This window comes from Streptococcus oralis subsp. dentisani, from assembly GCF_002096685.1.
GTDB classification, from domain to species: Bacteria; Bacillota; Bacilli; order Lactobacillales; family Streptococcaceae; genus Streptococcus; species Streptococcus oralis_AD.
This window is the reverse complement of sequence record NZ_NCVA01000017.1, coordinates 1-314: the sequence shown is the minus strand read 5'-3', so window position 1 is coordinate 314 and position 314 is coordinate 1. Positions and strand designations below refer to the sequence as shown.

The window sequence follows — 314 nt, the reverse complement described above, 5'->3', positions numbered from 1 at the left end:
GTAAGCTCAAGCCGTTCAGCGAGTGCATCGCTTAGTGCAAGCCGCTCAGCTTCAGCAAGTGCAAGCGTAAGTGCATCAGTAAGCGCAAGCCAAAGTGCATCAGCATCAGTAAGTGCAAGTCACTCAGCATCTGTATCAGCAAGCCAATCAGCATCTGTATCAGCTAGCCAATCAGCTTCAGTATCAGCAAGTCAAAGTACTTCAGCATCAGTAAGCGCAAGCCAAAGTGCTTCAGCTTCAGCATCTAACAACCAGAACTCAGCTTCTATCTCAGCAAGCGCGAGCCAAAGCGCTTCAGCATCAGTAAGTGCAAG

Annotated in this window: 1 protein-coding gene; it reads left to right on the top strand. The window is 49.0% G+C overall.

What is annotated here, in order from left to right; all coding sequences use genetic code 11:
• Positions 1–314: hypothetical protein (locus B7705_RS00175; RefSeq protein ID WP_142358209.1), on the top strand; the 314-nt coding region annotated here is incomplete at both ends.